At 63.2% G+C, this 26,117-nt stretch carries 24 protein-coding genes; 12 read left to right on the plus strand and 12 right to left on the minus strand.

Translation table 11 applies throughout. The features are described 5' to 3' along the window. From HP547_RS04195 to groL, 3 genes are all read left to right on the plus strand, one after another. The coding region (locus tag HP547_RS04195) for an FxsA family protein (RefSeq protein ID WP_172285599.1) at nt 1-369 on the plus strand (369 nt) is incomplete at its 5' end. Between the two features lie 243 nt (nt 370-612). Continuing rightward, a complete protein-coding gene (locus tag HP547_RS04200; RefSeq protein ID WP_016488938.1) occupies nt 613-906 on the plus strand; it encodes a co-chaperone GroES in 294 nt (97 codons plus the stop codon). A gap of 48 nt (nt 907-954) precedes the next feature. Further along, on the plus strand, nt 955-2,598 hold the full coding sequence (gene groL / locus HP547_RS04205) for a chaperonin GroEL (RefSeq protein ID WP_172221063.1): 1,644 nt from the start codon (nt 955-957) through the stop codon (nt 2,596-2,598). Nucleotides 2,599-2,700: 102 nt separating this feature from the next. Here groL and HP547_RS04210 read toward each other — a convergent pair whose 3' ends face one another. After that, nucleotides 2,701-3,429, minus strand: coding sequence for a phosphatase PAP2 family protein (locus HP547_RS04210; protein ID WP_172221066.1), 729 nt, complete (start codon nt 3,427-3,429; stop codon nt 2,701-2,703). A 183-nt stretch (nt 3,430-3,612) separates the two neighbouring features. Between HP547_RS04210 and colR the strand changes: the two genes are divergently transcribed. The 5 genes from colR (at nt 3,613) to HP547_RS04235 (ending at nt 7,322) form a co-directional block, all read left to right on the plus strand. After that, nucleotides 3,613-4,296, plus strand: coding sequence for a two-component system response regulator ColR (gene colR / locus HP547_RS04215; RefSeq protein ID WP_003255215.1), 684 nt, complete (start codon nt 3,613-3,615; stop codon nt 4,294-4,296). After that, entirely contained in the window at nt 4,286-5,596 is a 1,311-nt protein-coding gene (locus tag HP547_RS04220; protein WP_172221069.1) for a HAMP domain-containing sensor histidine kinase, read from the plus strand. Before colR ends, HP547_RS04220 begins: the two co-directional genes overlap by 11 nt. 107 nt (nt 5,597-5,703) lie before the next feature. Further along, a complete protein-coding gene (locus HP547_RS04225; RefSeq protein ID WP_172221071.1) occupies nt 5,704-6,384 on the plus strand; it encodes a class I SAM-dependent methyltransferase in 681 nt (226 codons plus the stop codon). 6 nt (nt 6,385-6,390) lie between these two features. Further along, nucleotides 6,391-7,089 (plus strand): lipopolysaccharide kinase InaA family protein, encoded by a 699-nt coding sequence (locus HP547_RS04230; RefSeq protein ID WP_172221074.1) that lies wholly within the window; start codon nt 6,391-6,393, stop codon nt 7,087-7,089. Continuing rightward, nucleotides 7,089-7,322 (plus strand): hypothetical protein, encoded by a 234-nt coding sequence (locus tag HP547_RS04235; protein ID WP_172221076.1) that lies wholly within the window; start codon nt 7,089-7,091, stop codon nt 7,320-7,322. Before HP547_RS04230 ends, HP547_RS04235 begins: the two co-directional genes overlap by 1 nt. 169 nt (nt 7,323-7,491) lie before the next feature. On the opposite strand, the gene HP547_RS04240 is transcribed toward HP547_RS04235, so the two are convergent. The 9 genes from HP547_RS04240 to HP547_RS04280 all read right to left on the minus strand — a co-directional run bounded on the left by HP547_RS04240 (nt 7,492) and on the right by HP547_RS04280 (nt 20,899). Then, nucleotides 7,492-10,536: a multidrug efflux RND transporter permease subunit gene (locus HP547_RS04240; protein ID WP_172285600.1), complete on the minus strand. Its 3,045-nt coding sequence runs from the start codon at nt 10,534-10,536 to the stop codon at nt 7,492-7,494. Between the two features lie 13 nt (nt 10,537-10,549). Further along, entirely contained in the window at nt 10,550-11,698 is a 1,149-nt protein-coding gene (locus HP547_RS04245) for an efflux RND transporter periplasmic adaptor subunit (RefSeq protein ID WP_172285601.1), read from the minus strand. A gap of 232 nt (nt 11,699-11,930) precedes the next feature. Further along, nucleotides 11,931-13,028: a DUF1513 domain-containing protein gene (locus HP547_RS04250; protein WP_172285602.1), complete on the minus strand. Its 1,098-nt coding sequence runs from the start codon at nt 13,026-13,028 to the stop codon at nt 11,931-11,933. 2 nt (nt 13,029-13,030) lie between these two features. After that, a complete protein-coding gene (locus HP547_RS04255; protein ID WP_172221087.1) occupies nt 13,031-14,095 on the minus strand; it encodes an imelysin family protein in 1,065 nt (354 codons plus the stop codon). 19 nt (nt 14,096-14,114) lie between these two features. Next, nucleotides 14,115-15,542 carry a di-heme oxidoredictase family protein gene (locus tag HP547_RS04260; protein WP_172221090.1) on the minus strand — a complete coding sequence of 476 codons (1,428 nt, stop codon included), beginning with the start codon at nt 15,540-15,542 and terminating at the stop codon, nt 14,115-14,117. 162 nt (nt 15,543-15,704) lie between these two features. Continuing rightward, entirely contained in the window at nt 15,705-17,039 is a 1,335-nt protein-coding gene (locus tag HP547_RS04265) for an imelysin family protein (protein WP_172285603.1), read from the minus strand. 145 nt (nt 17,040-17,184) lie between these two features. Beyond that, entirely contained in the window at nt 17,185-19,236 is a 2,052-nt protein-coding gene (locus HP547_RS04270) for a bifunctional diguanylate cyclase/phosphodiesterase (RefSeq protein ID WP_172285604.1), read from the minus strand. 245 nt (nt 19,237-19,481) lie between these two features. Next, nucleotides 19,482-20,078, minus strand: coding sequence for a superoxide dismutase (locus HP547_RS04275; protein WP_172227421.1), 597 nt, complete (start codon nt 20,076-20,078; stop codon nt 19,482-19,484). A 221-nt stretch (nt 20,079-20,299) separates the two neighbouring features. After that, a complete protein-coding gene (locus HP547_RS04280; RefSeq protein WP_172227423.1) occupies nt 20,300-20,899 on the minus strand; it encodes a LysE/ArgO family amino acid transporter in 600 nt (199 codons plus the stop codon). A gap of 90 nt (nt 20,900-20,989) precedes the next feature. On the opposite strand from HP547_RS04280, the gene HP547_RS04285 reads away from it, so the two are divergent. The 3 genes from HP547_RS04285 (at nt 20,990) to HP547_RS04295 (ending at nt 23,882) form a co-directional block, all read left to right on the plus strand. Beyond that, a complete protein-coding gene (locus HP547_RS04285) occupies nt 20,990-21,880 on the plus strand; it encodes a LysR family transcriptional regulator ArgP (RefSeq protein WP_172285605.1) in 891 nt (296 codons plus the stop codon). A 49-nt stretch (nt 21,881-21,929) separates the two neighbouring features. Continuing rightward, the gene (locus tag HP547_RS04290) at nt 21,930-22,925 is read left to right on the plus strand and encodes an NAD(P)-dependent oxidoreductase (RefSeq protein WP_172227427.1); all 996 of its coding nucleotides are present in this window, start codon (nt 21,930-21,932) and stop codon (nt 22,923-22,925) included. An 87-nt stretch (nt 22,926-23,012) separates the two neighbouring features. Continuing rightward, nucleotides 23,013-23,882 carry an ATPase gene (locus HP547_RS04295; protein ID WP_172227429.1) on the plus strand — a complete coding sequence of 290 codons (870 nt, stop codon included), beginning with the start codon at nt 23,013-23,015 and terminating at the stop codon, nt 23,880-23,882. Between the two features lie 81 nt (nt 23,883-23,963). Here the strand turns inward: HP547_RS04295 and HP547_RS04300 are convergent, their stop codons facing one another. Both HP547_RS04300 and HP547_RS04305 read right to left on the minus strand, forming a co-directional pair. After that, on the minus strand, nt 23,964-25,013 hold the full coding sequence (locus HP547_RS04300; RefSeq protein ID WP_172227431.1) for an alkene reductase: 1,050 nt from the start codon (nt 25,011-25,013) through the stop codon (nt 23,964-23,966). Between the two features lie 16 nt (nt 25,014-25,029). Next, complete coding sequence (locus tag HP547_RS04305) at nt 25,030-25,332, minus strand: helix-turn-helix transcriptional regulator (RefSeq protein WP_172227433.1); 303 nt, start codon at nt 25,330-25,332, stop codon at nt 25,030-25,032. Between the two features lie 150 nt (nt 25,333-25,482). Here HP547_RS04305 and HP547_RS04310 point away from each other — a divergent pair, with 150 nt between their 5' ends. Beyond that, nucleotides 25,483-26,073, plus strand: coding sequence for an ACP phosphodiesterase (locus tag HP547_RS04310; RefSeq protein ID WP_172227435.1), 591 nt, complete (start codon nt 25,483-25,485; stop codon nt 26,071-26,073). The last annotated feature ends 44 nt before the right edge of the window (nt 26,074-26,117 follow it).

Raw genomic sequence — 26,117 nt, forward strand, 5'->3', positions numbered from 1 at the left:
CTGCTGCTGATCATCGCAGGCTCCGCCCTGGGTGTGCTGGTAATGCGGGTGGCCGGGCTGGCCACCGCCCTGCGCGCCCGTGAAAGCCTGCAGCGTGGCGTACTGCCCGCCGAAGACATGTTCCAGGGCATGATGCTGGCCGTCGGTGGTGGCCTGCTGTTGCTGCCGGGCTTCATCAGCGATGTGCTGGGCCTGCTGTGTCTGCTGCCGTTCACCCGCCGTCTGGCCGCGCGCAAGATGCGTGAGCGTGCCGAGGCCCAGGCCATGCGCCAGCGTGCGTTCCAGGACGCCCCGTTCCAGGCGCAGCCGCGGGATGACGGGCATCGCCCGAACGTGATCGAAGGCGAGTACGAGCGCCGCGACAAGTAACACCACCGGGGCCGCGCAAGCGGCCCCGGTCTTTTGTAGCCCGATGAAAAATTTTGTATCTCAAGCCTTGTAATTGAATATGCCGGCCTCATGTATGTGGTCACCGCAAGGTTTCTGGTGGCAACGCCAGACATTACACAGGTGGTTCGCCCTTTGCGGGCCACCTTCCGGCTCCGCCGGACAGCATCAACCCGCCGGTGTCGATACCGGCCGATGAAAACCATAATTTGGGAGAGATCGACAATGAAGCTTCGTCCTCTGCATGACCGCGTCGTTATCCGTCGCAGCGAAGAAGAATCGAAAACCGCTGGCGGTATCGTCCTGCCAGGTTCGGCCGCTGAAAAACCAAACCGCGGCGAAGTTGTTGCCGTCGGCACCGGTCGCATCCTGGACAACGGCGAAGTTCGCGCGCTGGCCGTGAAAGTGGGTGACAAAGTGGTTTTCGGCCCTTACTCGGGCAGCAACACCGTGAAAGTCGATGGCGAAGACCTGCTGGTAATGGCTGAGAACGAAATTCTCGCCGTTGTCGAAGGCTGATTTACCCGACTTCCTGTTACTCCAAAGAATTCCAAGGATTAAACGATCATGGCTGCTAAAGACGTAAAATTCGGCGATTCCGCTCGTAAGAAAATGCTCGTTGGTGTCAACGTTCTGGCTGACGCGGTAAAAGCGACCTTGGGCCCGAAAGGCCGTAACGTGGTACTGGCGAAGAGCTTCGGCGCGCCAACCATCACCAAAGACGGCGTTTCCGTCGCCAAAGAAATCGAGCTGAAAGACGCCTTCGAAAACATGGGCGCCCAGCTGGTCAAGGAAGTTGCTTCCAAGGCCAACGACGCTGCCGGTGACGGCACCACCACCGCTACCGTCCTGGCTCAGTCCATCGTCAACGAAGGCCTGAAAGCCGTCGCTGCCGGCATGAACCCGATGGACCTGAAGCGCGGCATCGACAAGGCCACCGCTGCCGTTGTCGCCGAGCTGAAAAACCTGTCCAAGCCATGCGCCGACTCCAAGGCCATCGCCCAGGTAGGCACCATCTCCGCCAACTCCGACAGCTCCATCGGTGAAATCATCGCCGAAGCCATGGAAAAGGTCGGTAAAGAAGGCGTGATCACCGTTGAAGAAGGCTCGGGCCTGGAAAATGAACTGTCCGTCGTAGAGGGCATGCAGTTCGACCGTGGCTACCTGTCGCCATACTTCGTCAACAAGCCGGACACCATGGTTGCCGAGCTGGAAGGCCCGCTGCTGCTGCTGGTCGACAAGAAAATCTCCAACATCCGTGAGCTGCTGCCAGTTCTGGAAGCCGTTGCCAAGGCCGGCCGCCCACTGCTGATCGTTGCCGAAGACGTTGAAGGCGAAGCGCTGGCTACCCTGGTAGTCAACAACATGCGCGGCATCGTCAAGGTTGCAGCGGTCAAGGCACCGGGCTTCGGCGACCGCCGCAAGGCCATGCTGCAGGACATCGCTGTCCTGACCGGCGGCCAGGTCATCTCCGAAGAAATCGGCCTGTCCCTGGAAACCGCTACCCTGGAGCACCTGGGCAACGCCAAGCGCGTCACCCTGTCCAAGGAAAACACCATCATCATCGACGGCGCTGGCGCTGAAGATGACATCCAGGCTCGCGTCAAGCAGATCCGTGCCCAGATCGAAGAAACTTCCTCGGACTACGACCGTGAGAAGCTGCAAGAGCGCCTGGCCAAGCTGGCTGGCGGTGTTGCCGTGATCAAGGTCGGTGCCGGCACCGAAGTTGAAATGAAAGAGAAGAAAGCCCGCGTTGAAGACGCCCTGCACGCTACCCGTGCAGCCGTTGAAGAAGGCGTGGTACCTGGCGGTGGTGTTGCCCTGGTGCGCGCCCTGTCGGCCATCGTTGACCTGAAAGGCGACAACGAAGACCAGAACGTCGGTATCGCCCTGCTGCGTCGCGCTGTCGAATCGCCGCTGCGCCAGATCACTGCCAACGCCGGCGACGAGCCAAGCGTTGTTGCTGACAAGGTCAAGCAAGGTTCGGGCAACTTCGGCTACAACGCTGCTACCGGCGAATACGGCGACATGATCGAGATGGGCATCCTGGACCCAGCCAAAGTCACCCGTTCGGCGCTGCAAGCTGCTGCTTCGATCGGCGGTCTGATGATCACCACCGAAGCCATGATTGCTGATGCTCCAAGCGAAGCTCCAGCTGGCGGCGGCATGCCAGACATGGGCGGCATGGGTGGCATGGGCGGCATGATGTAAGCCAGCCTTACCCCTAGCACCATGAAAAAGCCCCGGTTCGCGAGAACCGGGGCTTTTTCGTTTTCCTGTGCGGGCCTAGGGGGCCGCAAAGCGGCCCCTGGCTCAGGCTGCGCTACGTTCGGCCGCTGGCGCCTCAGCCATACTCCGGCGATACAGCACCAGGTAATACGACCCCAGCCCGATCAACCAGCAGAACACCCCCGTCCACACGTTGTGCGACAGAAAGTGCGCCCCCTGCATCATCCGCCCCACCCCCAACACCGACCCAGCCAGCAGGGCCACCACAAACGCCACCCGCGCCAATCGCGGTTTGCGATCACGCAACATGAAGAACAGGCCGAACAGACAGAAACCGGTCGCGGCATGCCCGCCAGGCCAGCACAGCCCGGGCTTGTCGGTTGCCGGCCGTGGCTCCAGCAGCTTGCTGTAGGTTTCCGTGCCGCCAAACTGGGTCAGGCTCCATGGGCACTGCACCTGGGTGACTTTCTTCAGCGGCGTGACAAATGCCGTGGACACGCCCAACGCCAGCACCAGGCAGCCCAGTTCGCGGCGCCAGCCAAACAGAGGCTTGAAAAAAAAGCTCGCGGCAAAGGCCAGCAGCGACAATACCCCCAGCAAGATCACCCCCTGCTTGACCCGGTCGTGCAGGATGTTTTCCAGCCAGTAACTGTGGCGGCCAATGAACTGCCCGGCAGCAGGGTCGAAGAACAGCTTGGCTACGTCCATGTCGACCGAAGTGAGCTCCAGCAGGATCAACGCCACTGCAGTCGCCAGGGGAATGCCCAGGTACAGCCACAGATTGATCGGGCGAGGGCGGTTTTGTAGCTGCATGACGGCTCCAGGGCGCGAAAAGGATCGGGCATTGTCAGTCGCCCGCTATCCTCTGTCCGTGAAGGATCAGTGAAAAAACCGTCAAGTACGGTGAATTTTCCCTGGGGCTGGCACCGTGCAGGCATAGGCCTTAAGCTGCGCCTGCCGCGCACCACAGCGAGAAGCGCCGCACAGGAGAAACCGATGCGCATTCTTTTGGTTGAAGACAACCGCGATATCCTGGCCAACCTGGCCGATTACCTTGGCATGAAGGGCTACACCGTCGACTGTGCCCAGGATGGCCTGTCGGGCCTGCACCTGGCGGCCACCGAACACTACGACCTGATCGTGCTCGACATCATGCTGCCCGGCATCGATGGTTACACCCTGTGCAAGCGCCTGCGCGAGGACGCCCGCCGTGACACGCCGGTGATCATGCTGACCGCCCGTGACCAGTTGGATGACCGCCTGCAAGGTTTCCGCTCTGGCGCCGACGATTACCTGCTCAAGCCGTTTGCCCTGTCGGAGCTGGCGGCGCGTATCGAAGCGGTGCTGCGCCGTGCCCAGGGCGGCGGGCGCCGCACCCTCCAGGTGGCCGACCTGAGCTACGACCTCGACACCCTTGAGGTAACGCGCCAGGGCCGCCTGCTCAAGCTCAACCCGGTAGGCCTCAAGCTGCTGGCGGTACTGATGCAGAAAAGCCCGCACGTACTGCGTCGCGAAGTGCTGGAAGAAGCCCTGTGGGGCGATGACTGCCCTGACAGTGACAGCCTGCGCAGCCACGTGCACCAGCTGCGCCAGGTAATCGACAAACCGTTTGAAAAACCGTTGCTGCATACCGTCCATGGCGTCGGCTATCGCCTCGCCGAGGGCCGCGATGGAGTTTAAGCAAAGCCTTGCCCAGCGCATCATCATCGCTTTTGCGCTGATGAGCGCGCTGGTGGCCGGGGCCTTTGCCTTCGGCATCGTCGCCACTGTGCACCTGGTCGAAGAACGGCTGATTTCCTCGGTGCTGGGTGGTGACCTGCAGCGCCTCCTGCGCATGGACAGCGTCAGTGACTGGAGCCACCGGCCGCGGCCCGATCAGCTGTTCTACTTCAGTGGCGGGCGCGACGACTTCGAGCTGCCCAAAGACTTGCGTCACCTCGACCGGGGCTTCCACGAGGTGTTCCGTGACCAGCTGTCGTACCACGCCATGGTCGAGGTCGTCGATGGCCGTCGTTACGTGTTGTTGCAGGATCAGAGTGATTTCGAAGAACGCGAGCGGGTGCTGTTCGCCGTGGTGGTGGTGGGCTTCGTGCTTAGCCTGGTGCTGGCGGTGATCCTCGGTTGGTTGGTCGCGCGTCGGGTAATGGCGCCGGTGATCCGCTTGGCACGCCAGGTGCGCCACCGCGACCAGTTGCTGGGCCTGGCCCCGCCACTGGCGCCGGATTATGCCGCGGACGAAGTCGGCCAGCTGGCGGTGGCTTTCGACGATACCCTGGGCCGCCTGCGCGATGCGCTGACCCGCGAACGGTTGTTCACCAGCGACGTCAGCCACGAATTGCGCACGCCGTTGATGGTGCTGGCAACCTCATGCGAGCTGCTGATGGAGAACCCGACGCTGGACACCCGCTCGCGCAGCCAGGTGGAGCGCGTGGCGCGGGCCACGGAAGAAATGCGTGAGCTGGTCAAGACTTTCCTGATGCTGGCCCGCGCACAGCGCGATGAGGGTGCCGTGGCGTCGCGCGCGACGCTGCGCGAGGTGGCCGAGGAGCTTATCGGCGTGTGGCGCGACACCATCGAGCAAAAGGGCCTGACCCTGTACTTCGATGGCCGGGTCAGCGCCAGCCCGGTGCTGTACAACGCCACCTTCCTGCAATCGGTGATGGGCAACTTGTTGCGCAATGCCGCGCATTACACCGACAGCGGCTACATCCGCCTGAGCCTCGAGGCAACCGGCTTCAGCGTCGAGGACAGTGGCGTGGGCATTCCCGTAGAGCAACGTGAAGCGATGTTCAAGCCGTTCGTGCGTGGCGATGAGCGGCGCGGCGAGGGCCTGGGGTTGGGGCTATCGCTGGTGCAGCGTATTTGTGACGACCAGGGCTGGCGGGTGACATTGACCTCGGTCTTGCCCCACGGCTGCCGGTTCCATGTAGACCTGAGCAATACCGTCGCCAAGGATGGCGGTGAGGTGCTGGTCGGGTAATTTGTTGTAACAGCTTGCCACGCGCTCGACATATTTTTCACATCGGCATGACCTGATTCCAACGCTTGCCTGCCTAATGTGGGCGCAATGGAGTCAGGAGATGCCCAATGCGTAGCCCCATCAAGCTTGAATTTTCCGAGAAGTACGACAAAGACCACGCGCGTGAGTACTTTCTCAAGCACCAGGACGGCCTGGCGCGACGCCTTTCCCACAAGCGAGATGAGCAGCTGGCGCGGCGCGCCCTGGCGTTGGCCGGCGAGCCCGGCCTGGTACTGGACCTGCCGTGCGGCGCCGGGCGCTTCTGGCCGCTGCTGGCCGAAAAGCCCAACCGCGTCATCATCGGCGCCGACAATTCCGAGGCGATGATCGAGACAGCCTGTGCCGCACAACCGCCAGAGGTGGTGGCACGGGTACGGCCCTTGCAGACATCCGCTTTTGCGATCGATCTGCCGGACAATTCGGTGGACAGCATCTTCTGCATGCGCTTGTTCCACCACATCGGCGAAGCCGCCCACAGAAAGACAATTCTTTCGGAATTTCAAAGGGTTAGCCGTGATAGTGTGATCCTGTCGTTGTGGGTGGATGGCAACTTCAAGGCCTGGCGCCGTAAACAACTGGAGCGGCGCCGCAGCACCAGGGCGGAACAGGACCATTATCAGAACCGTTTCGTGTTACCGGCGGACACGGTTGAAGAAGAATTCAAGGCTGCGGGCTTCAGGATCCAGGAACGTCTGGACTTCCTGCCGCTCTATGCCATGTGGCGAGTCTATGTTTTGCGCAAGGGGTAGTGTTTGATGGCTGTAGCCCAGAAAGGGGAGTCGCGGTTCGATTTTTACTGGCGCCAGCAGGGCGAATGGGTCGAGGAACCCAACCAGCGGCGTGGTGGCGAAAGTGGCGTGCAACGGCTCAATGATGCCAGTGGCAAGATGCTGTATGCCAAACGCCAGGTCGGGCACATCTACCGCAGCCTGCTGCACCCTTTTGGCCGGCCGACCGTATTACGCGAACTGGATGCACTGACCAGCTTCGAGCAGCTTGGTGTGCGGGTGCCGCGTATTGTCTTCTGTGGGGCCGAACGCGATGCCGAGCATCAGTGGCGCGCGCTGCTGGTCAGTGAGGCGCTGGACGGCTTCGTCGAGCTCGACACCTGGCACGCCGAAGGTGCCCGCGAGCGGTATCCGCAGGTGGTGCACGAGCGCATGCTCAAGGACCTGGCGGACAACCTGGCGCGCATGCACCTGGGGCATTGGCAGCACGGCTGCCTGTATGGCAAGCACGTATTCATCAAGGTGATCGGCCAGGGCGAACAGGCCCGGGTCGAAGTGGCGCTGCTGGATCTTGAGAAATGCCGGCGCCGCATCAGCTGTCAGCGCGCGGCGGGTAACGACCTGCGCCAGCTGCGTCGCCACTCGTCGCTCAACGACGCGGAATGGCAGACGCTGCTCTACTTTTACAAGATGGCGTTTGGCAGCGCTGTCAAAGGGTTAGAGTAATGAAACTAGAAATCGCTCGAGCTTTGTTCCTGATAGCTGGCCTCGCGGTGACCACCGTCGCTGTGGCTGCCTGGGAAGAGCCGAGGCCGACGGTGTTCAGCAAGGCCGAGATGGCCGACCAGTGTCCGTTGCCACGGGACGGCAAAGTGCAGCAACAGGCCAAGGCCGAGCCGGATCAGGACTTGTTGCTGTTCCTGTTCGGCATGCGCCAGGGGTTGCGGCCGTTCGGTTGAACCCTGTGCCAGGTAGCAGTGCCAGAGGCCTCGCAACTGCGGGCCCTTTGGCATTTTTGCATGTGCTTTGCCGGCCTCTTCGCGGGCGAACCCGCTCCCACAGGTACGGCGCCGCTTCTGAAGCTGGCGCCATACCTGTGGGAGCTGGCTTGCCGGCGATAGGGCCCGATCAGGCCACAGCAGTTTCTTTGGCCACCGATTTGTGCGCCAGCAAAGTGTAGATACAAGGCAGCACAAACAAGGTAAACAGCGTGCCAATCGACATCCCGGTGGCAATCACCGTGCCGATGTCGAAGCGGCTGACTGCCCCCGCTCCGGTTGCCAGAATCAGCGGCACCATGCCGAACACCATCGCCCCTGTAGTCATCAGCACCGGCCGCAGGCGAATGGCCGCCGCCTCTTCAATCGCCTCGCGCACGCTCAGGCCGCGCTCTTCACGCAGTTGGTTGGCGAATTCGACGATCAGGATGCCGTGCTTGCTGATCAGCCCGATCAAGGTCACCAGCCCGACCTGGGTATAGATGTTCATGCTCGATATACCCAGAAACAACGGCAGCAACGCGCCGCAGATCGACAGCGGAACCGTCACCAGAATCACCAACGGGTCGCGGAAGCTTTCGAACTGCGCTGCCAGTACCAGGAAGATGATCGCCAAGGCCAGACCGAAGGTGACCCACAGCGCGCTGCCTTCCTGCACATACTGGCGGGCCACGCCGGCGTAGTCGAAGGCGAAGCCCTCGGGGGCCTCTTCACGGGCGATGTCCTGTACGGTCTGCAGCGCTTCACCCAGGCTGACCATGGGCACGCCCTGGATGATTGCCGCGTTCAACTGCTGGAACTGGTTGAGCTGGCGCGGGCGGGCGCGGTCGCTGAGGGTGATCAGGGTCGACAGTGGCAGCAACTGGCCTTGGTCGTTCTTCACGTAGTAGCTGTTAAGCCAGCCGGGGTTGGCGCGGTACGCTCGCTCCACCTGGGCAATCACCTTGTAGCTGCGGCCTTCGAGGGTAAACCGGTTGATTTCCCCCTCGCCCAGCAGGGTCGCCAGGGTACCGCCCAGGGTGTCCATCGAAACCCCCATCTGCGCCGCCTTGGCGCGGTCGATATCCACCACCACCTCGGGTTTGTCGAACGCCAGGTCGACGTCGAGGAAGGCGAACTTGCCCGATTCCTGGGCGCGCGCCTTGATGCGCTGGGCCACCTCCAGCAATGCCGGATAGTCGCCAGCGGTGTTGATCACGAACTGGAACGGCAGGCCTTCGCCGGTGCCCGGCAACGACGGCAGGTTGAAGCCGAAGATCTGCAGCCCGGCGATTTCCTCGAGCTTGGCCTGCACCAGTGGCAGCAGCTCCATCTGGGTACGCTCGCGCTCGTTCCAGGGCTTGAGCAAAAAGCCGCCAATACCGGTTTGCACGCCGTTGAAACCGTTGATCTGGAACGACGAGTAGTACTCGGGAAAGCCCTTGAACAGTGGGGTGAACTGGTCGGTGTAGGCGTTGAGGTAGTCGAGGTTGGCCGGTTGCGGCGAGCTGCTCATCATGAAGATCACCCCCTGGTCCTCGTTGGGCGCCAGTTCGTTCTGGGTGAACTTGAGCAATACCGGGATCAGGCACAGGATGATCACGGCAAACACCAGCACCACCGGCCGGCTGTCGAGCGTGGCGTGCAGCAGGCGCTGATAACGCGCTTTCAGGCGTTCGAACAGCAGGTCCAGGCGATGCGCCAGGCCGCTGGGGTTCTGCTCATGGCGCAGCAGCAGGGCGCACATCATAGGCGACAGGGTGAGGGCCACGATGCCCGAGATGATCACCGCACCGGCCAGGGTCAGGGCAAACTCCTTGAACAAGGCGCCCGTCAGCCCGGTAAGAAAGCCGATCGGCGCGTACACCGCAGCCAGGGTGATGGTCATCGATACCACCGGCATGGCGATTTCACGGGCGCCCTCCAGTGCTGCGTCGAAGGGCGACTTGCCTTCCTCCATGTGCCGGTGAATGTTTTCCACCACGACGATCGCGTCGTCCACCACCAGGCCGATGGCCAGCACCATGGCCAGCAAGGTCAGCAGATTCAGCGAGTAGCCCATCATCTGCATGAAGAACAGCACGCCAATCATCGACAGCGGAATGGTCACTACGGGTATCAGCACCGAACGCAGCGCGCCGAGGAACAGGAACACCACCACGATGACAATCAGCACTGCTTCGCCGAGGGTCTTGATCACCTCGTCGATGGAGGCCTGGATGAACAGCGTCGCGTCGTAGGCTATCGACACTTTCAGCGCCGAGGGCAGCTGGCTTTCCAGCTCGGGCATGATCCGCCGCACTTCCTTGATGACGTCCAGCGGGTTGGCGGCGGGAGTAGCCTTGATGCCGATGTACACCGACGGCGTGCCGTCGAACGAGCTGACCGTGTCGTAGTTTTCGGCGCCCATCTCGACCCGCGCGACATCGCCCAGCAGCACGCGGCTGTCCCCGCTGGTTTTCAGTGGCAGCGCCGCGAACGCCTCGGCCGACTTCAGCTCGGTGCTGGCATTGATGCTGGTGACCACGTATTCGCCCTTGACCTCGCCAGCGGCGGAGAGGAAGTTGTAGCGGCGCACGGCATTGGTCACGTCGGTGGCCGACAGGCCGAAGCCGGCCAGCTTCACCGGGTCCAGCCAGAGGCGCATGGCGAACACCTGGTTGCCGAGGATCTCCGCCTCGGCCATGCCTGGCAGGGTGGCCAGCTTGGGCTGGATCACCCGCGACAGGTAGTCGGTGATCTGTGGGTTGCTCATTTCCTTGCTGTAGAAGCTGACATACATCAGCGCTGAAGCATCGGCGGCCTCCTTGCTCAGCACCGGGTCTTCGGAGTCCTGGGGCAGCTTGTTGCGCACCTCGTTGGCCTTGGCCAGCAGCTCGGTGAACAGCCGGTCGCTGTCGGCCCCGATGCGCGCGTAGATGGAAATGATCGAGAAGTTCTGCCGGCTCACCGAGGTCATGTAGTCGATGCCTTCGGCACTGGCCAGGCTTTGCTGCAGCGGTTGGGTGATGTAGCCCTGGATGGTTTCGGCGTTGGCCCCGGGGTAGGCCGTGGTCACCGTGATCAGGGCGTTTTCCATTTGCGGGTACTGGCGGATCTGCAGCTTGTTCCAGGCCTGGAAGCCCAGCAGCAGGATCAGCAGGCTGACCACGCTGGCCAGCACCGGGCGGCGGATGAACGGGTCGGTGAACGCCATGGCCAGCCTCCTGTCAGTCCTTGCCCGCTGCGCCCGGGTCGGGCTTGAGGGCGTTGTCCTGGCCGATACGGATGGCGGCGCCGGGGGTGAGCTTTAGCTGGCCGGCAGTAACCACCTGCTCTCCAGCCTGCAGGCCCTTGCTTACCACCACCAGCCCGTCACGGCGTTCGCCGGTGTGCACCGTGCGTTGTTCTGCGACCAGCTGGGGCTGACCCTTGTCGTCGTTTTCCGGCTTGCCATCCTTGTCCTTCTTCGGCGCGGCGACATACACCGAGTTGCCATACAAGGTGTAGGTAATGGCGCTTTCCGGCACCACCACGCGCGGCTGCGGGTCGGGCAGCAGGATCAGCAGGCTGGCGAACATGCCCGGCAGCAGTTTGCCGTCCGGGTTGCCCATGGTCGCGCGGACCAGCAGGTTACGCGTGGCTTCATCGACCTTGGGGTTGATGGCGCTGAGGCTGGCGGGGAAGGTCTGGCCGGGGTAGGCGGCCACCTGCACCAGCACCTGCTGGCCCAGGCTCAGGTGAGGCAGGGTCTGTTCCGGCACGTTGAAGTCGACGTACAGGCTGGAGGTGTCCTGCAACGTGGCGATCACCGTGCCGGCGGCAAGGTAATCGCCGACGTCCACCTGGCGGATGCCGATGGTGCCGCTGAAGGGGGCACTGATGCTTTTTTTGGTCTTGGATGCCCTGAGTTGCTCCACTACCGCCTGGTTGCGCAGGTACTGCGCATTGAGGCGGTCGAACTCGCCGCGCGAGATCGCCGAATCACCAACCAGCTGCCTGCCGCGGCCAAAGTCGACTTTGGCCAGGCCCAGGTCGGCCTCGGCAGTGCCGAGCAGGGCCGTTTCCTGGTCGTCGTTGAGGCGCAGCAGCGGCTGCCCGGCCTTCACTTTTTGCCCGGAGTCGAAGTACAGGGTTTTGACGATGCCTTCTACCTCCAGGCTCAGCTCCACGCCCTGCAGCGCCTTGAGGCTGCCGACGGCGGGCAGGCGCTCTTGCCACTGGCGCTGTTCGGCCAAGGCGGCCGCGACGGTGATGGGCGGCTTGGGGGCAGTGAACATCTGGATCTGCTGGTAGATCGAAAACGCCTTGTAGCCAGCGAGGGCCAGCACGATCAGCAGAACCACGGCCAACATGATGAGCATGCGCCGGCGCAGCATAGGTCCGGTTCCTTGGATACGGTTGTTATTCGTCTGGACACGACAACGGGCGATCCTGCCCACGTGTGGATGGGGGAAGTATTGACTGTTTTTTGTAGAAAGGGTGTGAAATGCCTGCAAAGGCCCTTTCGCGGCTGAAGCCGCTCCCACAGGGACCACGTAATCATAGGGTTACGCGGTCCCTGTGGGAGCGGCTTCAGCCGCGAAAGGGCCGGCACCTACAGCAGAAAATTCAGACCAGATGCAGGTGGTTATCCCAGAACCCGGAGGGCAGGTTCATCGGCTGCCCGACCAGTTCGGCCTTGCGGCAGTCATAGAACCGGCAACGCCCCTGCCCGGAGGTGACGACAAAGCCGTCCTTCACCGCCCCCACCCCGGCGCAATCGGGCATCGGCGCATCCAGCCGCACTGCGCCGCTGTCCAGGTCCCAGACAAACAGGCGGTTGGCCCGTGGCGCGGTCAACGCCACCAGGCGCAACTCGCTGTGGATGGCCACGCTGGCGGTGTACTGGGCCATCGCCTGCAACTGCCGCTCTGGCACCGGGAAGGCCTTGAACGGCTCGCCCGGGCGTTTGATCGCCAGCAGTTCGGCTGTTTCGTCGGCATCGCCCATGAACTGCTGGCAGGCGGCGATGGTGCCATCGCTGCCCACCGCCAGGTGCCTCACGCTGTTCATCTGCTGGGCCAGGGTTTCCTTGCTCAGCAGGGTGCCGTCGCGCTGCATCAGCACCAGGCTGGGCTGCATGGCGTCGAGGTTCATCTCCACCCGGCTTTCGGCTTCGGTGCGGATGCCGCCGTTGGCCACGATCAGCGTTTCGCCGTCCGGCAGCCAGGCCACTTCGTGCGGGCCGATGCCGTGGGTCGGGATTTCACCGGTATGCACCAGGCGCTCACCCTCGAAGCGGTACACACCGAGCAGGCCACGGCCGGGATCGGTGGTGTCGTTCTCGGTGGCATACAACCATTCGCCGCCTTTGTGCACCACGGCGTGGCCGTAGAAATGCCGGTTCGGCTGCGAGGTGATCGTCTGCAACAGGCGCCCGTCGCGCAGGTCGACCAAGTAGCTTTCGGTACCGGGGCGACGGGCGACGAACAGGGCGATCGGCTGTTCGGGGTGGTGGATGATAGCGTGGCAACGCTGGGCGACCTGGGTGCTGAACACCTGGGTGCCGTCCAGGCGGAAACCGACGGCATAGTGCCTGCCGTCGCCATCGTCACGCGCCGAGAGCAGCAGGGGTTCGCTGCCTTTGTTGCGGAACAGGCTCCAGCCGCCCAGGGTCAGGGCGCTGAGCAATACGCTACCGAGTTTGAGGGCCTGGCGTCGCAGCATGATCAGTCACCGTCGTTGGCATTGAAGCCCAGCTGGATGTTCAACGCCTTGGCCAGCTCGCCTTCGTGCAGGCGGTGGACGACGTTGAGGCTGTCGTAGATCTGGTTGAGGGTTTGCTGGCCAGCCTCGTCGGCCAGCAGCTCGCCCAGGGTCTTCTGGTTGTCGGCCAGCAGCTTGAGCGAGGTAGCGTAGGCGTCGTCGATCTTGCCGGCCAGCGCTTTCTGATCGCTGGGCAGCAGGCCGCGCATGCCCTGGTTGTCGACCCCGACCCACACGGCCTGCGCCGCCTTGAGGGTGGCTTCCAGGCTTTTCATGGAAGAATGGCTGCGCCAGGCTTCTGCCTGCAGCGGCTGTGGAATGCCCTTGCTCTGACGGCCCATCGGCGCGCCCAGTTTTTTCTTCAGGCTGTCCAGTGCAGTGACCTGCGAGCGCAGCAGGTCGGCGATTGCCTCGTGCGAGTCGGCGTAGCGCTGGTTGGGGAACTTGGTCATCTGCGAGAGCATGCCGTCGGTGCTGTTCCAGCCCTTGAGGATCTCTTCGGCCAGCGCCTTCTGGTGTTCGCCAATGGCCACCAGCAGCGGGCAGTAGCGGGCTTTCTGCTCGGCTGTGGCGATGTCCGGCTTGCTGTCGAACAGGATGTACTCGTACGCCGACAGGCCACGTACCACCACGCTGGCCTTGCCCAGGGCGGCAGCGTCTACCGGCTTGTCGCCGTTGACCAGTTGCTCGACCTGGCGGCCCACCAGGTTCTTCTTGTCGGGCCAGAACTGTACCTGCCACGCGCGGTTGCCTTCGGCCAGCGGGCCGACCAGCAGCGGTTGCAGTTCAGCCCAGGCCTTTTGCGCATTGAGGAAGTCGGCGCGGGCCTTGTCCAGGCTTTCCTTGCCTTCGCAGTAGGCCAGGGCGCTGGCAGCCAGCGCACGGTCGGCTTCGACCCAGCGGCTGTAGGTTGGCAGGATCACCTGCTTGGCGATGGCCGCCGAGGTGACTGCTTGCGGGTCCTGCGGCGAGCAGGCACCGAGAGCAAGTGCGGCGAGGCTGGTGAACAACAGTTTGGGTCGGAACATGCCCGGCTCCTTAGCGCGTTTAAAGTGAGTTCAGGAACGCCAGCAACGCGGCGCGTTGCTCGGCATCGAATGTGAGCACGAAGTTGCGTGCCGCCTCGGCTTCGCCACCATGCCAGAGCACGGCTTCCAGCAGGTTGCGGGCGCGGCCGTCGTGCAGGAACTGGCTGTGGCCACTGACGGTTTCGCTCAGGCCGACGCCCCATAGTGGCGCGGTACGCCAGTCCTGGCCGTTGGCGGCGAATTCGGTACGCTCGTCAGCCAGGCCCGGGCCCATGTCATGCAGCAACAGGTCGCTGTAGGGGCCGATGACCTGGTTGGCCAGTTCGGGCTCGGCCGCATCGGCGGCGGTGGTGAATTGCGGTGTGTGGCAACCCTGGCAGCCGGCCTGGTAGAACAGGTTCTTGCCGGCCAGTACCTGCGTCGACCCTACGTCGCGGCGCGCCGGTACGGCCAGGTTGCGGGTGTAGAAAGTGACCAGGCGCAGGATGTTGTCGCTGACTTCCTTTTCGCCGTTGGCGCCGTCGCCGTTGGGCGCGGCCAGGCAGTCGGCCTGCGCCGCGGTGCAGTCGTCGCCAGGCTGCAGGGTGGTGGTCAGGCCCATGTCGCCGGCAAAGGCGTGCACGTTCTGCTGGTTGACATTGGGCTGCCCGGCTTTCCAGCCGAAGCGGCCGATCACGGTCTTGCCCTGGGCATCATCCCACACCCGGTTGGCCCGCCCGCGGATACCGTCGCGGTTGCGGTCGTCCGGGTCTTCGTTGGCCAGCAGGTCGGCTTCGGGGATGGCTTCGAGCAGGCCCAGGCCGATCATCGGCGGCGCCACCCTCGCTGAAAAGCGCGTGTCGGGGTGCATCACGCCGTAGCCAAGCTGGGTGATCTGCAGGGTCGGCTTGCGCAGCTCGACCTGGTGGCCATCCTTGAACGAAACAGTCTGGCTGCTGTAGCTCACCCGTACCTTGCCTTCTGGCGCCACCCCGGGAATGGCCATGTCCTGCAGCTGGGTGCCGTACACTGGCTCCGGCACCACGCCAAGGCGCTCGATCACCTTGGCCAGGTAGGGCTGATCGGGGATCGACAGGCGTACCAGCATGCCCACGGCGTTGTTGTCATCCAGTTCGGGCGGGTGGCCACGGCCGTCGCGCACGTGGCAGTTCTGGCAGGCGTTGGTGTTGAACAGCGGACCCAGGCCGTCACGCGCGGTCGTGGTCGATGGGGCGATCACCCAGGGGTTGCGGAAAAAGCTGTTGCCCACGGCAAAATCCAGGCGCCGCTCGGGCGAGAGGTTGGCCGAAGGCAGGGAATAGGCGTTGCGGTCGCTGCGCTGCACGGTCGCCTTGCCGCCTGACAACGCTTCGCCGGGCTCGGCCTGGGTAAAACGCGGGGCGTCGTCACAGGCGGCGAGGGCGAGGGCCAGCAGCAGCAGGGGGAGTCGGGACAGCGACAAGGACATCGAAAATCCTGGGCGTGAGCGAAAAACCGGCGTGCAAGCTTAGCAGGGTGGGGAAGTTTGAATAAGAGCAATTTGCAATTGCTGGATGAAATCGGTGTCAGTTGGCCAGAAGCCAAAAAGGCGACCCGAAGGCCGCCTCTTTCATGAACCGCTACCGCAGGATCAGAATTCGTGATCCGCAGTATCCGGGTTCAGGTTGGAAATGCCCAGCTTGCCTGCGGCCTGCTCGATCGCGCCGGTCTGCTTGACCAGCGAAGCGATGGCATCACGCACGATCTGATTGCCGGCGGTGTTGTCGGCAGCGATCAGCTGGTCGTAGTGCTCGCCTTTGAGGGCGTGGTCGACGATCACCTGGATCTTGGCTTCGGTGGCTTCCAGGTCGGCCTTGAGGGTGGCGTCGGCGGCCGGGTCGACCTTGGCTACCAGCGACGACAGGCTTGGGCCTGTCACCTTGCTGCCGTCCGGACGGGTGTACTCGCCCAGGTAGACGTTGCGGATGCCCTTGGCGTCGTAGAAGTGCGAGTAGTGAGTGTTGTCGCTGAAGCAGTCGTGCTCGTCTTCCGGCGAGTTGGCTTCCAGCGAAACTTTCATGCGCTCGCCCGCCAGTTCGCCCAGCGACAGGCTGCCCATGCCGAACAGCATCTTGCGCAGGCCGTCGTTGACCGATTCGGCTTCCAGCTTGGCGCGGTAGTTGTCGGCCACGTTCGGTGCCCAGTTGCCGACCATCTCTTCGAGGTCCTTGACCAGCAGGTCGGTGACGGCCTTCAGGTAGGCGCGGCGACGGTCGTTGTGGCCGCCAGTGGCGCCCTGGCCTTCCAGGTAATCGGAAGCCGGACGGTTGCCAGCGCCCGGGCCGGTGCCGTTCAGGTCCTGGCCCCAGAGCAGGAACTCGATGGCGTGGTAGCCGGTGGCAACGTTGGCTTCGGAGCCGCCCAGTTCGTTCAGGCTGGCCAGCTTCTCGGGGGTGATGTCCTTGACGTCGATTTTCTCTTCGCCCACCTGGATCTCGGTGTTGGCGATGATGTTGGCGCTGGCGGCCGGGTTGCCCAGGGCGTGCTCGTAGCTCTTGTCGACGTAGTCGATCAGGCCTTCGTCCAGGGGCCAGGCGTTCACTTGGCCTTCCCAGTCGTCGATGATGGTGTTGCCGAAGCGGAACGCTTCGCTCTGCAGGTACGGTACGCGCGAGGCGAACCAGGCTTCCTTGGCGGCCTTCAGGGTTTCGTCGTTGGGCTTGGCCAGGAACGCGTCGACAGCGGTCTGCAGGGTTTTGGCGGTGCTCAGCGAGTCGCTGTACACGACGTAGACCAGCTCGGCGTAATGCTTGACCACTGCTTTACCGGCGGCTTCGTCGACGGCCCCTGGCGCGGCAGCGGTGGTGCTGGCGGCAGCAGGTGCCTGGGCTTGCGGAGCAGCAGCCTTGTCATCTTTTTCGCCGCAACCGGCAAGGGCGATGGCGATGGCCAGCAGACTGGCCGAGGCCAGAGGCATACGAATCATTATTGGTTTTCCTGCGTCGTGTGGTTGGACAGTGCGCCGAGGCACGCGAAACCACAACATCATGCGAAAGATTTGCATTTGCTGTAAAGGGGCGGGGGCGCAATTGATGTAAATGCGGGTCACGGCCTGTAACCGGCGGGTTGCGTCAGAACATCGAAACCTGGTTACGCTGGGCCTGCTTGAGGAATTGGGTGAGCTCACGGGCCGACAGCGGCTTGCTGTAGTGGTAGCCCTGGCCCTCATGGCAGCCTTGGGCGACGATGTAGGTTTCCTGTTCGACGGTTTCCACGCCTTCGGCAATTACCTGCATGCCCAGGCTCTTGCCCAGCTGGATGATGGCGCGAACGATGGTGGCATCGTCATCGTCGTCGAGCAGGTCCTGGACGAAGCTCTTGTCGATCTTGATCTTGTCCAGCGGCAGCGATTTCAGGTAGCTGAGCGACGAGTAGCCGGTGCCGAAGTCATCGATGGCAATCAGCGCCCCCGAGCGGCGCAGGCTCAACAGGTGCTGGGCGGCGGTGCTGATGTCCTCCATCAGGCCTGTCTCGGTGACTTCCAGCTCAAGGCTGCGCGGCGGCAGGCGGTAGGCCTGCAACAGGTTGTTGACCACCCGCGGCAGTTCGCTGTGGTGCAGCTGCACGGTCGACAGGTTGACCGCCATGCGCAGGTCGCTGAAGCCTTGGTCATGCCATTCGCGCAGTTGCCGGCAGGCCTGGTCGAGCACCCATTCGCCGATGCTGATGATGCTGCCGTTCTGTTCGGCCAACGGAATGAACTGGTCCGGTGGCACCATGCCCAGCTCTGGGTGCTGCCAGCGCAGCAGCGCCTCGACCCCGACAACGCGGTGGTCGCGGTAGCTGATCTGGGGTTGGTACACCAGGTAAAGCTGGTTGCGCGGCAGGGCCTCGCGCAGGTCCTTTTCCAGCTCGCGGCGACGGCGCATCTCACTGTCGACGCTGGCGATGTAGAACTGATAGCGGTTGCGCGAACGGGCCTTGGCCAGGGTCATGGTCTGTTCGGCTTTTTGCAGCAGTTTCTCGGTGCTGTCGCCATCTTCGGGGAACAGGGTGATGCCGATGGTGGCGCGCAGGCGAATCTGCTGATGGTCGAGGTCGAACGGCACTTCCAGGTCGTCAAGAATGCTCTGTGCCAGTTCGGCGGCCTCGTAGGGCTGTTCGATGTTGGCTTGCACCAGGGCAAACTGGTCACCGCCCAGCCGTGCCAGCGCACCCAGGCGGCCGCTGTGGGCGCGCAGGCGGTCGGCCAGCGCCAGCAGCAGTTGGTCGCCGACCTGGTAGCTGAATTGCTCGTTGATGCCCTTGAAGTCGTCCAGGCCCACGCACAGCACTGCCACACGGTGCTGCAGGCGGCCGCCGTCGACGAGGATCTTGTCCAGCTGCTGCTGCAGTTGCTGGCGGTTTGGCAGGCCAGTGAGGAAATCGTACTGGGCCATGCGTTGCAGGCTGTTCTCGGCCTCATGGCGCAGGTGGGTGTTGCGCTCGATCGATGCCAGCAACTGGTTGGCGGTATTGACCCACAGGCCCAGCTCGTTCTTTTCGTGGCCCTTGAGCAGCGGAATCTGGTGCTGGCTGGGGCGATCGGGGTTGATCTGGGTGAGGTGCTCGATGATTTTCGACAGCGGTTTGGTCAGCAGCCAGTGATAGACCAGGTACAGCACCAGGCCCATCGCCAAGGCCCGTAGCACGCCGGAGACGAAGATGATCACCGCGTTGATCAGGAAGTCTTCACCGTAGGAGGAGGTGTCGAGGGTGATGCTGAGGTCGCCGTAATATTCGCTGTAGGGGCCGCGACCGACCAGTTGCGTGGTGTAGGTGCGTTCCTGGCCGAGGATCAGGTCGGTCAGCCAGCGCATCGACATGTCCTGCAGCGGGCGGGACTTTTCTGCCAGCATGGTTTCGTTGGGGTGGCCGATGGAGGCCATGCGCACCGATTCGTCCTGGAACAGGCCTTCCATTACCTGCATGCCCATTTCGCGGTCCAGGCTGTACACCGCCTGGGTTGAAGGGTCGCGGAACATGTCGAGGATGCGCTGGGCATCGTTGTTCACAGCCTGGCGGGTCTTGTAGGTGTCATAGACGATTTGCGCACAGCTGAGCACGACGCCGACCGCCAGCGCCGACAGCAGCACGACCCTGAGCAACTTGACCGACAAGCTGTTCCGCAATTCCAGCTTCAATGGGGTTTCCTTAATCCATGCGCATGGCATCATTTTGCCATCAATGATGACGATACACTACCGGCCGACCATGAGCAGTGTATCGGTTGCCTGACCCCGCAACTTGAGTGCGCTGTAGCAATCTTCCAGAGGGTTGATGTTAGCGTGCTATGCGGGCTGAGCAAGCAAAAGTGTGCCGGCCCTGCCCCGCGGTGCAGGCATAAAAAAACCCGGCACATGGCCGGGTTTTTTCAGGGCTGAATGACTCAGGCCTTGAAGGTCTTGCCTTCGAACTGTTCAGCAACGAAGGCCCAGTTGACCAGGTTCCAGAACGCCTCGACATACTTCGGACGCATGTTGCGGTAGTCGATGTAGTAGGCGTGTTCCCAGACGTCGCAGGTCAGCAGCGGGGTGTCGCCGCTGGTCAGCGGGCAGCCGGCGCCGATGGTGCTGGCCAGGGCCAGGGAACCGTCAGCTTTCTTCACCAGCCAGCCCCAGCCGGAACCGAAGGTGCCAACCGAAGTCTTGGTGAACTCTTCCTTGAACTTGTCGAAGGAACCGAAAGCGGCGTTGATGGCGTCAGCCAGGGCACCGGTTGGTTGGCCACCGGCGTTGGGTGCCAGGCAGTTCCAGTAGAAGGAGTGGTTCCAGACTTGAGCGGCGTTGTTGAAGATGCCGCCCGAAGAGCTCTTGACGATCTCTTCCAGGGACTTGCCTTCGAATTCGGTGCCTGGGACCAGGTTGTTCAGGTTCACGACATAGGTGTTGTGGTGTTTGTCGTGGTGATACTCCAGGGTTTCCTTGGAGATGTGCGGCTGCAGGGCATCGTGGGCGTACGGCAGCGGCGGCAATTCAAAAGCCATGGTGGATCTCCTGATTCAGGTCTGTTTGCGGTTTGCGCAAGGCCGATCACGGGCGGCCCGATAAGCGTCGGCGAGTTTTTACTCTTTGCGACGCAAGGGCTGGATCATAGCACCGGGCCCGGCGCATAACCACGCAACAAAGATAGGGAATAGAGGTTCCAGAGCGCTTGGCGGGGGGCGACAGGTGGTGGGGGGGCATGACGGGCACCGACGAAGCCAACTCAGCTGAAAACCAGCTGCGCCGCCACCGCAAACATCATCACCGCCACCATCAGATCAAGCATGCGCCAGGTCGCCGGCCGCGCCAGCCAAGGTGCCAGCCATGCCGCGCCAATCGCCAGGGTCGAGAACCACAGCAGCGAAGCACTCGCCGCTCCGGCCACATAGGCCCCAGGCTCGGTCTGCTGTGCCCCCAGCGAACCGATCAGCAACACCGTGTCCAGATACACGTGCGGGTTCAGCAGGGTCACCGCCAAGGCACTCAGCAGCACCGCGCGCCGCGAACGCGTGCCCTGGCCTTGCTGATGTTGCAGGCTCTGTCTGGAGCAGGCACTGCGCAGCGCCTTGGCGCCGTACCAGATCAGAAACACCGCGCCACCCCAGCGGGCCACCGCCAGCAAGGTCGGGTTGTGTGCCAGCACCGTGGCCAGGCCGAACACGCCGGCGGCCACCAGGATGGCGTCACAGACAATGCACAGTGCCGCCACCGGCAGGTGATGCTCGCGGCGCAGGCTCTGGGCCAGGACGAAGGCATTCTGCGCGCCGATGGCCATGATCAGGCCGAAGGCCACCAGCATGCCGTTGAGATAGCTTTGCCACATGGCGAGTACTCCGTAAAAGATGCTGGCAATTTTGTGGGTTTGTGGCCTATAAGAAAAACAAATAAAGCTGATCTGGCATTAGGAAATGTGATGTTCGATTACAAACTGTTGGCCGCCCTTGCGGCGGTGATCGAGCAGGCTGGTTTCGAGCGCGCGGCGCAGGTGCTGGGCCTGTCGCAATCGGCCATCTCGCAGCGCATCAAGCTGCTTGAAGCGCGGGTCGGCCAGCCGGTGCTGATCCGCGCCACGCCGCCCAGCCCGACCGAAGTCGGCCGGCAGTTGCTCAACCATGTGCAACAGGTACGCCTGCTTGAGCGTGACCTGCAGCGCCAGGTACCGGCGCTGGACGAAGAGGGCATGCCGGAGCGCCTGCGCATCGCCCTCAATGCCGACAGCCTGGCCACCTGGTGGGCCGGCGCCGTGGGCAACTTTTGCGCGCAGCAGAACGTGTTGACCGACCTGGTGGTAGAGGACCAGGACGTGGGCCTCAAACGCATGCGCGCAGGCGAAGTGGCGGCCTGCCTGTGTGGCAGCGAGCGCCCGGTAGCAGGCGCACGCAGCCTGCCGCTGGGCGCCATGCGCTATCGGGCGCTGGCCAGCCCCGGGTTCATGGCGCGGCATTTTCCCCACGGTTTCGTGGCCAGTCGCCTCGCCCGCACCCCGGCAATCGTGTACGGCCCGGATGATTTCCTGCAACACCGCTACCTGGCATCGCTGGGCATCGAGGACGGCTTCCTGCACCACCTGTGCCCGTCTTCCGAAGGCTTTCTGCGCATGACCGAGGCCGGGCTGGGCTGGGGGCTGGTGCCCGAACTGCAGGCCCGCGAGCAACTGGCCGGCGGGCAACTGGTGGAAATCTGCAGCGATACTCCCATCGATGTGCCGCTGTACTGGCATCATTGGCGCAATGGCGGGCAATTGCTCGCGCAACTGACTGACCACCTGCGGCACACCGCACGACAATGGCTGGTGCCCTTGTAGCCACGGCTGGCGTCTGTTGCATCTGAAATCTGGCGAGACGGAGTCTTACATGCGAATTCTGGTCACCGGCGCGAGTGGCTTCATTGGCGGGCGCTTTGCGCGCTTCGCCCTGGAGCAGGGCCTGGACGTACGGGTCAGTGGCCGCCGCGCCGAAGGGGTCGAACACCTGGTCAAGCGCGGCGCCCAGTTCATCCCCGGCGACCTTGGCGATGCCGAACTGGCCAGGCGCCTGTGCCAGGGCGTCGAGGCCGTGGTGCACTGCGCGGGTGCGGTGGGCAACTGGGGGCGCTACCAGGACTTCTACCAGGGCAATGTGGTGGTCACGGAAAACGTGGTCGAGGGCTGCCTGAAGGAGCACGTGCGGCGCCTGGTGCACTTGTCATCGCCCTCGATCTATTTCAATGGCCGCTCGCGCCTGGACATCCGCGAAGACCAGGTAGCCCGGCGTTTCCATGACCATTACGGGCAAACCAAGCATCTGGCGGAACAGAAGGTGTTTGGCGCCCAGGAGTTCGGCCTCGAAGTGCTGGCGCTGCGCCCGCGCTTCGTCACCGGCGCCGGCGATACCAGCATTTTCCCACGGCTGATGCAGATGCAGCGCAAGGGCCGCGTGGCGATCATCGGCAACGGTCTGAACAAAGTCGATTTCACCAGTGTGCACAACCTCAACGAGGCACTGCTCAGCGCCTTGTTCGCCGACGACCGGGCGCTGGGGCAGGCCTACAACATCAGCAACGGCCAGCCGCTTCCGCTGTGGGACGTGGTCAACTACGTGATGCGCAGGATGCAGCTGCCACAGGTTACCCGTTACCGCTCCTATGGCCTGGCCTACAGCCTGGCTGCGCTGAACGAGGCGGCCTGCATGCTGTGGCCGGGGCGCCCGCAACCGACCCTGTCGCGCTTGGGGATGCAGGTGATGAGCCGTGATTTTACCCTGGACATCAGCCGCGCCCGGCAGTACCTGGACTACCAGCCCAAGGTCAGCCTGTGGACGGCGCTGGACGAATTCTGCGCCTGGTGGAAGCACCAGCCGCCGGGGCAGTGAAGCCGCCGGGCGGACAATGGTCATCAATGCGCCGCGCTGGCGGTTTATACTCGTGCCTCTTTGCGACTACCGCGGTTGAATGTATCCATGCGTAACCATGCTCACGATGACTACGATGACGTGCCTTCCTTGCGGGCGGGCACGGTTGATGATGACGAACTGCTGCCGGCGCACGTGGTGCGTAGCCGTCAGAAAGCGGCCCGCGGCGCCAGTACCGCGCCGCTGTGGGCATTGCTGTGCGCCTCGTTCATTGCCCTGGCGGGCCTGGGCTGGTGGAGCTTCCAGCAGATCTCGCTGATGGAGCAGCAACTGGTGGCAACCCAGGAAAGCTTTGCCCGTATCAGTGAAGAGGCCGCCGGGCGTTTGCAGGCAATCAGCGGCAAGGTCGAGGCCAGCGAGTCGGGCGCCACCACCAGCAGCGAGGCGCTGAAGCGGCAGCTTCGTCAATTGCAGCAGGGTGTGGCCGGGCAGACCGGCGACCTTGGCAAGCGCCTGGAGCAGGTGCTGGCCGACACCCGTGAACAGCAGAAAGCCGTGACCGAGCTGCAAGGCCAGCTACAGGCCCAGTTGAAGCTGGTGAATGGCGAACTGGCCGCGTTGCGCTCTGGGCAGGTTGACGGTGGCAAGCTGGATGCCAAGCTCAAGGGCCTGGACGAGCAGGTTGTCGCACTGAAGGCTGCGCAGGTCGATGGCGGCAAGCTGGACGCGCAGCTCAAGAGCCTGGACAGCGAGGTGGCTGCGTTGAAGAAGCAAGGCAACCCGAGCGCGGCCATCCAGAGCCTGGAGCAGGACATGGTGGTGCTCAAGAGCCAGATCGACAACCGCCCGGCCGCAGCTGCGGCCAGTGGTGCTTCGGTGCAGGAGTTCGATGCCTTCCGCGCGCAGACGACGCGTAACCTGAACACCTTGCAAAGCCAGGTGCAGAACCTGCAGAAGCAGATCAGCGCCCGGCCGTAAGATCATCCGCGTCTCCTTCGCCGGCACGCCCGCTCCCACATGCCTTCTGTGGAAGCGGGCGTGCCGGCGAATGGCCCAGGATCACAAGCGCGGATAATCGATGTAACCCACCGGCCCCTTGGCATAGAAGGTTTCCGGCCGAGCCTCGTTCAGCGGCGCATCCGCCGCCAACCGCGCCGGCAGGTCGGGGTTGGCGAGGAATGGCACGCCAAACGCAACCGCATCGGCTTTGCCGCTGGCCAGGGCGGCATTGGCACTGGCTTTGTCAAAACGCTCGTTGACGATGTAAGGGCCACCGAATGCAGCCCTGATCAGCGGGCCGATGCTGTCATCGGCTTCCCGCTCCCGCGAGCAGATAAAGGCGATGCCGCGTTTGCCCAGCTCCCGGGCCACATAGGTAAAGGTTTCTGCTCGGTCGGCGTCGCCCATGTCGTGGGCATCGGCACGCGGCGCCAGGTGCACGCCTACCCGGTTTGCGCCCCACACCTCGATTGCCGCGTCGGTTACTTCCAGCAGCAGCCGCGCACGGTTTTCCAGCGAGCCACCATAGCGGTCGGTGCGCTGGTTGGTGCTGCTCTGCAAAAACTGGTCGAGCAGGTAGCCGTTGGCGCCGTGGATCTCCACACCGTCAAATCCGGCGGCCTTGGCATTTTCGGCGCCACTGCGGTAAGCCTCGACCACATCGATGATTTCTTCGGTTTCCAGCGCGCGCGGGGTGGGGTAGTCACTGAGCGGGCGCACCAGGCTCACATGGCCCTTGGCCTGAATCGCGCTGGGGGCCACCGGCAGTTCGCCGTTGAGATAGCTGGGGTGTGAGATGCGCCCTACGTGCCACAGTTGCAGAAAAATGCGCCCGCCTGCGCCGTGTACCGCCTTGGTTACGTTGTTCCAGCCTCGGACCTGCTCATCGTTCCAGATGCCGGGGGTATCCGGGTAGCCAACGCCCATGGCGCTGACCGAGGTCGCTTCGCTGAGAATCAGCCCGGCGCTGGCGCGCTGCACGTAGTACTCGGCCATCAGCGCATTGGGGACGCGGCCCTCGTCGGCACGGCAGCGGGTGAGTGGGGCCATGATGATGCGGTTGGGCAGTTGCAGGTCGCCCAGGGTGATCGGATCGAAAAGCGTGGTCATAACGGTTACCTGCTGGTCAAAGCGCTTGGCGCAGTTGTTCGAGGAACGCCTGGAGGGTGGCTTCGTCGCGTCTGAAGAAGTGCCATTGGCCGATCTTCTGGCTGCGGATCAGCCCGGCGCGCTGCAATGTCGCCAGGTGGGCGGAAACAGTCGACTGCGAGAGGCCGCAACGTTGGTCGATCTGCCCTGCACACACACCGTTATCGGTGCTGTGGTACTGGTCGGGAAAGTGCGTTGCCGGGTCTTTCAGCCAGCTGAGGATTTCTCGCCTGACCGGGTGGGCCAGCGCTTTTATTATTTCGTCGAGATCGAGAGGCATGGGTTGAGGCTCTATGTAGCGGCATATCGCGATAGGGCGAAATGTAAATCGGAAAATGACGATATACAAATATGAAAACGTTCTTGACTGAGTGCCAAACGCTATATCGGGTTATGACGATATACCCCCAGGCGATGCTAGACTGCGCTGATGAACTACCTCGCACACTTGCACCTGGGCGGCCCGGCGCCGCAACAACTGCTTGGCAGCCTGTATGGCGATTTCGTCAAAGGTTCGCTGGAGGGGCGTTTCCCACCTGCGCTGGAGGCGGCGATACGCCTGCACCGGCATATCGACAGTTACACCGATCAACACCCCTTGGTGCTGGCGGCGTTGGCACGTTTCCCACGGGAGCGGCGACGCTTCGCGGGTATTGTCCTGGATGTGTTCTTCGACCATTGCCTGGCGCGGCATTGGCATGACTACGCCGAGCAGCCGCTTGAGCAGTTTACCGATGGGTTCTATCAGGTATTGCTGGCCGAGCCAGAGCTGCCCGGGCGGCTGGCCCGGATCGCGCCGTTCATGGCAGCGGATGACTGGTTGGGCGCATATGGTGATTTTGCCACCCTGGAGCAGGTGTTCAATGGCATCGCCCGGCGGCTGTCGCGGCCGGAGGGGCTGGCAGGGGTGATGGGGGAACTGGAAAAGCTGTATGAGCCGCTGATGCTGGACTTCAGGGAGTTTTATCCGCAGTTGCAGGCGTTTGCGGCGGCGGGGCGTCGGGGACTGCATCAGGGCTGACAGGTGCTTGCCGAAAGATATGCAGCGCCTGTGAGATCGCGCGC

It is taken from the genome of Pseudomonas sp. CM27 (genome assembly GCF_013179515.1).
GTDB lineage: Bacteria > Pseudomonadota > Gammaproteobacteria > Pseudomonadales > Pseudomonadaceae > Aquipseudomonas.

Coding starts and splice junctions, on each gene's coding strand:
- HP547_RS04240 (WP_172285600.1), bottom strand. CDS start 10,536: ATGGCGTTCACCGACCCGTTCATCCGCCGCCCGGTGCTGGCCAGCGTG.
- HP547_RS04285 (WP_172285605.1), top strand. CDS start 20,990: ATGTTCGATTACAAACTGTTGGCCGCCCTTGCGGCGGTGATCGAGCAG.
- HP547_RS04265 (WP_172285603.1), bottom strand. CDS start 17,039: ATGATTCGTATGCCTCTGGCCTCGGCCAGTCTGCTGGCCATCGCCATC.
- HP547_RS04250 (WP_172285602.1), bottom strand. CDS start 13,028: ATGCTGCGACGCCAGGCCCTCAAACTCGGTAGCGTATTGCTCAGCGCC.
- HP547_RS04220 (WP_172221069.1), top strand. CDS start 4,286: ATGGAGTTTAAGCAAAGCCTTGCCCAGCGCATCATCATCGCTTTTGCG.
- HP547_RS04295 (WP_172227429.1), top strand. CDS start 23,013: ATGCGTAACCATGCTCACGATGACTACGATGACGTGCCTTCCTTGCGG.
- colR (WP_003255215.1), top strand. CDS start 3,613: ATGCGCATTCTTTTGGTTGAAGACAACCGCGATATCCTGGCCAACCTG.
- HP547_RS04225 (WP_172221071.1), top strand. CDS start 5,704: ATGCGTAGCCCCATCAAGCTTGAATTTTCCGAGAAGTACGACAAAGAC.
- HP547_RS04290 (WP_172227427.1), top strand. CDS start 21,930: ATGCGAATTCTGGTCACCGGCGCGAGTGGCTTCATTGGCGGGCGCTTT.
- HP547_RS04305 (WP_172227433.1), bottom strand. CDS start 25,332: ATGCCTCTCGATCTCGACGAAATAATAAAAGCGCTGGCCCACCCGGTC.
- groL (WP_172221063.1), top strand. CDS start 955: ATGGCTGCTAAAGACGTAAAATTCGGCGATTCCGCTCGTAAGAAAATG.
- HP547_RS04260 (WP_172221090.1), bottom strand. CDS start 15,542: ATGTCCTTGTCGCTGTCCCGACTCCCCCTGCTGCTGCTGGCCCTCGCC.
- HP547_RS04200 (WP_016488938.1), top strand. CDS start 613: ATGAAGCTTCGTCCTCTGCATGACCGCGTCGTTATCCGTCGCAGCGAA.
- HP547_RS04230 (WP_172221074.1), top strand. CDS start 6,391: ATGGCTGTAGCCCAGAAAGGGGAGTCGCGGTTCGATTTTTACTGGCGC.
- HP547_RS04255 (WP_172221087.1), bottom strand. CDS start 14,095: ATGTTCCGACCCAAACTGTTGTTCACCAGCCTCGCCGCACTTGCTCTC.
- HP547_RS04210 (WP_172221066.1), bottom strand. CDS start 3,429: ATGCAGCTACAAAACCGCCCTCGCCCGATCAATCTGTGGCTGTACCTG.
- HP547_RS04280 (WP_172227423.1), bottom strand. CDS start 20,899: ATGTGGCAAAGCTATCTCAACGGCATGCTGGTGGCCTTCGGCCTGATC.
- HP547_RS04245 (WP_172285601.1), bottom strand. CDS start 11,698: ATGCTGCGCCGGCGCATGCTCATCATGTTGGCCGTGGTTCTGCTGATC.
- HP547_RS04275 (WP_172227421.1), bottom strand. CDS start 20,078: ATGGCTTTTGAATTGCCGCCGCTGCCGTACGCCCACGATGCCCTGCAG.
- HP547_RS04235 (WP_172221076.1), top strand. CDS start 7,089: ATGAAACTAGAAATCGCTCGAGCTTTGTTCCTGATAGCTGGCCTCGCG.
- HP547_RS04310 (WP_172227435.1), top strand. CDS start 25,483: ATGAACTACCTCGCACACTTGCACCTGGGCGGCCCGGCGCCGCAACAA.
- HP547_RS04300 (WP_172227431.1), bottom strand. CDS start 25,013: ATGACCACGCTTTTCGATCCGATCACCCTGGGCGACCTGCAACTGCCC.